Annotated in this window: 8 protein-coding genes and 1 pseudogene; 3 read left to right on the top strand and 6 right to left on the bottom strand. The window is 39.5% G+C overall.

Annotated elements, in window-relative coordinates; all coding sequences use genetic code 11:
* The 3 genes and pseudogenes from U736_RS13075 to U736_RS0103885 form a co-directional block, all read left to right on the top strand.
* Window positions 1-201 (top strand): annotated as a pseudogene (locus tag U736_RS13075) (DUF488 domain-containing protein); the annotation flags it as partial.
* Window positions 202-344: 143 nt separating this feature from the next.
* Entirely contained in the window at window positions 345-563 is a 219-nt protein-coding gene (locus U736_RS0103890) for a hypothetical protein (RefSeq protein WP_012755083.1), read from the top strand.
* 6 nt (window positions 564-569) lie between these two features.
* Window positions 570-1613 carry a tyrosine-type recombinase/integrase gene (locus U736_RS0103885; RefSeq protein ID WP_026500325.1) on the top strand — a complete coding sequence of 348 codons (1044 nt, stop codon included), beginning with the start codon at window positions 570-572 and terminating at the stop codon, window positions 1611-1613.
* Window positions 1614-1929: 316 nt separating this feature from the next.
* On the opposite strand, the gene panB is transcribed toward U736_RS0103885, so the two are convergent.
* From panB to lepB, 6 genes are read right to left on the bottom strand one after another with little or no spacing between them, the layout of a single operon-like run.
* A complete protein-coding gene (gene panB / locus U736_RS0103880; protein ID WP_012754940.1) occupies window positions 1930-2745 on the bottom strand; it encodes a 3-methyl-2-oxobutanoate hydroxymethyltransferase in 816 nt (271 codons plus the stop codon).
* A complete protein-coding gene (gene panC, locus U736_RS0103875) occupies window positions 2742-3602 on the bottom strand; it encodes a pantoate--beta-alanine ligase (protein WP_012754939.1) in 861 nt (286 codons plus the stop codon). The genes panB and panC overlap by 4 nt, the downstream gene beginning before the upstream one ends.
* 23 nt (window positions 3603-3625) lie before the next feature.
* Window positions 3626-4372: a DNA repair protein RecO gene (gene recO / locus U736_RS0103870; protein WP_012754938.1), complete on the bottom strand. Its 747-nt coding sequence runs from the start codon at window positions 4370-4372 to the stop codon at window positions 3626-3628.
* 25 nt (window positions 4373-4397) lie between these two features.
* Window positions 4398-5303, bottom strand: coding sequence for a GTPase Era (gene era / locus U736_RS0103865; RefSeq protein WP_012754937.1), 906 nt, complete (start codon window positions 5301-5303; stop codon window positions 4398-4400).
* Window positions 5296-6003: a ribonuclease III gene (gene rnc / locus U736_RS0103860; RefSeq protein WP_012754936.1), complete on the bottom strand. Its 708-nt coding sequence runs from the start codon at window positions 6001-6003 to the stop codon at window positions 5296-5298. The genes era and rnc overlap by 8 nt, the downstream gene beginning before the upstream one ends.
* The gene (gene lepB, locus U736_RS0103855) at window positions 5984-6796 is read right to left on the bottom strand and encodes a signal peptidase I (protein ID WP_012754935.1); all 813 of its coding nucleotides are present in this window, start codon (window positions 6794-6796) and stop codon (window positions 5984-5986) included. Before lepB ends, rnc begins: the two co-directional genes overlap by 20 nt.
* Between the last annotated feature and the right edge of the window lie 33 nt (window positions 6797-6829).

The raw sequence follows: 6829 nt of genomic DNA, 5'->3' as shown, positions 1-6829 counted from the left end.
GACCGCCTTTTTAAAAATTATCGAAATACAACTCTCAAGAATAATTCTTGTGCAATAAACAAATTATATCAAATTTTTTTAAACAAAAAGCGCGTTGCAATCACCTGTTTTGAAGCCAATGTATGCATATGTCACAGAGGACAACTCGCATTAGCTCTCACTCAATTGCCTGATTGGAAATATGAAATTAAGCACATCTAAAAAATAAACTTACAGATTTTTTACATATGGGGGTGCTTCTCTTCACAAATACCTCCTAGCACCCCCACCCTTTCCTAACAACTTTCAACACAAGCGTGATTCACGCCACACGTGAATTGCATCTCAATGTAAGGAGAAAAGATATGGCGCCTCGTCCAGCTGCTATAACGCAACCAGCCATTGCACGCGCTTTAAGAGAAGCTAAAAAACAAGGTTGTGAACTCGTAGAAATCAAACCTACCGGTGAACTGCTTATCTATCTCAAATCCGATATTCCAATACCAAATTCAGTTAACCACCCAGACAAACTTTTAGATTTGTCAAAGAATGAATATTACGAAACCGCACTCTCTAAGATGTAAAATACCATGCCAAAACCACGTCCTCCTCATCTCGTTAAACAAATTACTCAACATGGCAAAATTGTATGGTATGTACGTATTGGTCATGGCAAACGCATTAGAATACGCGGTACCTATGGAACGCAAGAGTTTGTTGATAACTACAAAAGCGCACTTGCCGAGTTACAAGGACTGATACTTCCTAAATCCAAAACCGGTAAACTTGTTGAAGGTTCATTTGCATGGCTGCTTAAACAATACTTTAACAGCTCTAATTGGCATAGCTACACTAATACTACAAAGAAACAAAAAGAATACATTCTTATGAAGATATGCGACTCCATAGGAAATATTCCATACCAAGCAATTGAAAAGAAACATATTATAGCCGGTGTTGAACGGCGTAAAGAAACACCAGCAATGGCTAGAAACTTTCTGAAAGCCCTTAATGGACTTTTTAATTGGGCAATTGATCAAGGTCTTTTGGAAAATAATCCAACTTTAGGCGTCAAAAAACCTCCTCTTAAAAATAAAAGCGGCTTTCCTGTTTGGACAGAAGAAGATGTTGAGAAATATTATCAAAGATGGTCCCATGGTACCCATGAACGCGTTTGGATTGATATTCTTTTATATACGGGCTTACGTCGTGGTGATGCGGTTCGCATTGGCTGGAAAGATGTCAAAGACAATATTATTCATCTCAAAACAGAGAAAAGTAAATTCCAAACAGATGTCTTTCTACCTATTTTACCGGAATTAGCCAAAACGCTTGAAACTGGTCCTATTGGTGATGAAACATTTATTTGTGGTAAAACTAATCAAAAACTCTCTAAAGAAAGCTTTGGCGATACATTTAGAGACGCTTGTAATGCGGCTGGAATTAAAAAATCGGCGCATGGATTAAGAAAATTAGCAGCAACACGCGCAGCTAACTCTGGTGCAACAGTATCACAACTCAAAGCAATTTTTGGCTGGACAGATGACGCTATGGCATCTCTTTACACAAAGAGCGCAGACCGTAAAAAACTTGCTCTTGAAGCCATAAAAAAGCTTCAAAAAGATGAGGGATAGAGGCAAAAAAACTCAATAGAATCAAGATTCACCTATTCCCTCATATTAGACATAACTATTTTATTTTACTTGCTTTTTATATACCATTCACGGATGCCGTCGCGAAATAGGAGTTGAGTTTCTTAAGAAAGCTTTCTTAAAAAAAGCACATGACTTAGCAACCCAATGGCGTTCTGTTTTGCATGAGAGGAGTGACTCCCTTAAAGAAATGGAAAAAATCATAGCTCAAATTGCATACAAAATATATGAAATAATGCACTTTCATTATCAAAATAACAAATGTTCCCTTGTCAAACTTTTCATCTTAAACTGAAGTTTATTTTAGTTTATAAACTTCATTATCCGCTGGGAAAGCACGAGATGTGACATCCTCTGCATAATTCTTTATTGCAGTTTCCATGGCTTGTTCAAGGTCTCCATAACGGCGTACAAATTTTGGCACATGAGCACCATAGCCCAACATATCTTCCATAACCAATACTTGTCCATCGCACTGATTGGATGCACCAATACCGATTGTAGGGATAGAAAGCTTTTCTGTCAGTTTTACTGCTAAAGGTTCGACAATCCCTTCTAAAACAATAGCAAAAGCACCGGCCTCCTCAATTGCAGCCCCATCGGCTTCAATTCTTTGCCAATCACTCTGTTTTCGTCCTTGTGTTTTGAAACCACCAAAACGATTCACCGCCTGGGGTGTAAGACCGATGTGCCCCATCACTGGAATGCCACGTTTACACAAAAAATCAATTGTTTCCGCTATATAAACACCACCTTCAAGCTTAACTGCACCACACCCCGTTTGAGCAAGAATACGCGATGCATTAAAAAAAGCTTGCTCTGGACTTTCCTCATAAGAGCCAAAAGGCATATCAATAACCACAAGAGCTTTTTGAGATCCACGCACCACGGCTTGTCCGTGTAAAATCATCATATCTAAATTAACAGGAAGCGTTGTCTCAAACCCATATACAACCATACCAACGCTATCACCAACCAAAAGGATATCGCAATATGGATCAGCAATCCGCGCAGCATAAGCTTGATAAGCTGTTAAAGAAACAATTGGCTGTTGTCCCTTTCTTGCACGTATTTCGAAAGATGTTATACGCTTTTCGGTTTTATGTACACTCATTTTCCGCCCTTCTCTTGCAATATATATTGATCAATCAGCCTTACCTCTCCGAAGCGAACAGTAAGAAGTAAAACTGCTGGTTTATTCAATGTTCCTTTAACCACGCATAAAGTTTCCATATCCCGTAAATCTATCGCTTCAATGATTGCTCGCGTTTCTTGTTGTAAAATATCACGAACAGTTTTACATAATTTATCAACCGACCGTTCACCTTCACGGTAAAGCTTTTCAGCTGCTTTCCCACTTTCAGGAATAATTTTGGCAGCTTTACGGTCTTCTAATGTTAAAAACTGATTGCGTGAAGAACAAGCTACACCATCTGACTCCCGTAGAATAGGAACTCCAACAATTTCAATAGGAAAAGCCAAATCTTCAACCATACGCCGAATAATTAAAATTTGTTGAAAATCCTTTTCCCCAAAAAAAGCCTTATCTGGTTGGACAATGTTAAAAAGTTTAGCAACAACGCTTGTCACACCACAAAAGTGCCCTGGACGTAATTTTCCCATCAAAATACGTGATAATTTTTTCACTTGCACAATTGTATCATTTCCCAGTGGCCACATTTCATCTACAGAAGGGGCAAAAACACATTCAACACCTGCTTCTTCTAACAAAGCACAATCGCCCTTCAAGTCTCTTGGATATTGAGCAAAATCTTCATGAGGTCCAAATTGCTTTGGATTGACAAAAATAGAAACCAATACGCGATCACACATTGCTCTTGCATACTGTACTAATGCAAGATGACCATCATGCAATGCCCCCATTGTTGGAACAAAACCAATCGAAAAACCTAAACGTCGTTCCTCTGAAGTATATTGTCGGACTTCAGCAATTGTCTTTAAAACTTTCATTTTCCCATTCAATTATCATCAGATTAATAAATTAATGCTTGTATACCAAATTGGCGCTCAAACAATTGTATCAAATTCATGCGCACTGACGGCTGCTTTATATCTCGTGGCTCCCAGACATGACGCATAAGAAAAAAACCCGTCAGTATAAAACCATTTATTATATCACTAGAATCAGTAGGACGAGTCGTTCTTTGCACAAGAAACTGTGGTAGAATGAGAAGCTTTTTTTTCCAAGGTTCCCCTGCTTCTTCACAGACAGCCCGTCCAGATTTTGGTGATACGTAATGAAGCCTTTCCTGACGACCTGTTGCAGCACAACAAGATAAATCAAGACCAAAACCAAGTTCTTCAAGAAGCCGCATTTCAAAACGTACAAGCAATTCTGCATTTACAAATGGTTCATCAAAATTCTGCATAAAAAGGTGTAAAATATCATATAAAACGGGGTGCGGATCACGTTCGGGAAGAAGTCGCAAATGAAAAGCTATCAATTGCAAAGCATAAAGTGCTTCTGGTAGACAGATTAATCTTGCCGCATGTAAATCAAGAGCTTCAAGCCGAAAAAGTCCCAAATGTTCTTCTAAACGAGCCCACCATTCAGCCTCCACAAAATTTCCAGGTTGAAGAAGAGCTGCCATACGACGCGATCGCCCCCCTTTTACCACTCCCATATAACGACCATGTTCACGTGTCATAACCTCAAGAATAACACTTGTTTCACCATATTGGCGTGTACCAAGAATAACAGCTTGTTCTTTCCACTTCATTTTACTTTAATTATTTTTAAAAATCTTATTTTAAAAAATCCAATCCCATTTCGCGATAACGTTCTGGATCAGTATCCCAATTATCGCGCACTTTCACAAAGAGAAAAAGATGAACCTTTTGATCCATAATTTCCATAAGTTCTTTACGTGCTGCTTGACCAATCGCCTTAATTGTATCGCCTTTTGCTCCTAAGACAATTTTTTTCTGACTCTCACGCTCGACATAAATAACTTGATTAATTTTGACGGAACCATCTGAACGCTCTTCCCAGTTTTCTGTTTCAACCGTTGAGGAATAAGGAAGTTCATCATGAAGACGAAGAAAAAGTTTTTCACGCGTAATTTCAGCAGCAAGATGACGCATGGGCATATCGGAAATTTGATCTTCCGGATAATACCATGGTCCCTCCTGCATCATATTACTCAACGCATGAAGTAAATCTTTGCAACCAGAACCGTTTAGAGCAGAAATCATAAATGTTTGCGCAAACTTTACACGTTCATTTATTTTAGTGGTTAACGCTAGAAGAGATGATTTAACAACTGTATCAACCTTATTAAGAACAAGAACTTTTTCTTGTTTCATGTTGTTTACAATATCTAACATCATATCAACTTCATCCGAAAGACCACTTTGAGCGTCAATTAAAACGAGCAGAACATCCGCGCTCTTAGCCCCTCCCCAAGCAGCAGAGACCATGGCACGTTCTAAGCGCTTATGGGGACGAAAAACACCCGGTGTATCGACCAACACAATTTGCACATCATCATGAATGACAATACCGCGGATTAAAGTTCGTGTTGTTTGTACCTTATGCGTTACAATTGAAACCTTTGTTCCAACCAATTGATTAACCAATGTCGATTTACCGGCATTAGGCATCCCAATAAGCACAACAAACCCAGAACGCGTTTTCATAACGTCACTCATGATCATTTTTTCCCACTGTTTTCCATACACCCTCTCGTCGCAAAATTTTTTCAGCTGCCATTCTTTCGGCATATCTTTTGGAGCTTCCCTGCCCAATCTCTGAAGCAAACCCAGAAATACTTACCTCTACCATAAAAACAGGATCGTGATCTGGACCTGAACGTTTTATAACCTGATAATGTGGTTGTGCATTGCCTTGGATATGCGCCCATTCCTGTAATTCGGTCTTGGCATCACGCCGACCAGCATCCATTTTCTTTGCCCGACTATGCCAATATTTTTGAATAAAAGGGCGAACGCTTTCCAATCCTCCATCGAGATATATCACGGCAATCAAAGCTTCCACGACATCTGCATGCATATTGATGAGTCGACGCCCCTCGAAATTTTTCATCTCAAAACCAACACGGATCATATCAGGCAGCCTCATTTCACGCGCAATATCAGCACATGTCTGGGCATTGACCAGATGATTCAAACGGACTGATAATTCACCTTCACTTGCCTGAGGAAAAAGTTGATACAGCATTTCTGCAATCAAAAGCCCTAAAACCCGATCCCCTAGAAACTCTAGCCGCTCATAATTCCCCTGTTCCGAATCTTGTACACTCGAGTGTGTTAATGCCTTCTTTAACCTCTCTTCATCTTTAAAACGATGCCCCGTCAGCTTGAAAAGCTGATCAATCATTAGACGTTTCATCGTTGTTTCCTTGCTTGATAAGCGGCAAATCATGAACCGTATTTATGAAAGAAAACAAACGCTTCCAACGCACATCAAATGGCCAGCGCCAAACCTGCCAAGCACTTGAACCGTTACTGATAGAAAAGAAAATCACGCTCGCGCGACCAATAAGATTTTCTTCTGGAACGTAGCCTACATCTAAACGACTATCATCTGAATTGTCGCGGTTATCTCCCATCATAAAGTAATGTCCTTGAGGAACTTCAAAGACTGTTGTATCATCAACTTTCGGGATGAAAGCTAAATCAAGTGTATCATAACTAACACCGTTAGGCATTGTCTCGCGATAAACCTCAACAGGATAGTTAACCTCTGTTATATCAGAATTATCAATCTCCCCCATAAAGTGACGTGAAACAGCCTCATCATTAATATAAAGAACACTTTGACGGACTTGTATACGATCACCTGGTAGCCCAACAACGCGTTTTATATAATCAATCTTCGGATTACTTGGTAAGCGAAAAACGACCACATCTCCACGTTGAGGTTGAGATGCCCAAATCCGTCCAGAAAAAAGAGGAGGAGAAAAGGGGATGGAAAAACGAGAATACCCATATGCATACTTAGAAACAAACAGATAATCTCCCACCAACAAAGTAGGACGCATTGAACCGGAAGGAATACTAAAAGGCTGGAAAAAAAGTGTCCGAATAACTGCTGCTAAAAGCAGAGCCTGTACTAAAACAGAAATAAATTCACGAACCCCACCTTTTTTTTCTTTTTTATGCACTTTATCTTTTTGGATCATCACCAACTGCCTTCTCATCACAGATATAATTTT

It is taken from the genome of Bartonella grahamii ATCC 700132, from assembly GCF_000518085.1.
GTDB classification, from domain to species: Bacteria; Pseudomonadota; Alphaproteobacteria; order Rhizobiales; family Rhizobiaceae; genus Bartonella; species Bartonella grahamii.
This window is presented reverse-complemented; position numbering and strand designations above follow the sequence as displayed.

Bases quoted from the DNA above. Each gene is read 5' to 3' on its own strand.
- recO (WP_012754938.1), bottom strand. From the start codon at position 4,372: ATGAAGTGGAAAGAACAAGCTGTTATTCTTGGTACACGCCAATATGGT.
- U736_RS0103890 (WP_012755083.1), top strand. From the start codon at position 345: ATGGCGCCTCGTCCAGCTGCTATAACGCAACCAGCCATTGCACGCGCT.
- era (WP_012754937.1), bottom strand. From the start codon at position 5,303: ATGAGTGACGTTATGAAAACGCGTTCTGGGTTTGTTGTGCTTATTGGG.
- panC (WP_012754939.1), bottom strand. From the start codon at position 3,602: ATGAAAGTTTTAAAGACAATTGCTGAAGTCCGACAATATACTTCAGAG.
- U736_RS0103885 (WP_026500325.1), top strand. From the start codon at position 570: ATGCCAAAACCACGTCCTCCTCATCTCGTTAAACAAATTACTCAACAT.
- lepB (WP_012754935.1), bottom strand. From the start codon at position 6,796: ATGATCCAAAAAGATAAAGTGCATAAAAAAGAAAAAAAAGGTGGGGTT.
- rnc (WP_012754936.1), bottom strand. From the start codon at position 6,003: ATGAAACGTCTAATGATTGATCAGCTTTTCAAGCTGACGGGGCATCGT.
- panB (WP_012754940.1), bottom strand. From the start codon at position 2,745: ATGAGTGTACATAAAACCGAAAAGCGTATAACATCTTTCGAAATACGT.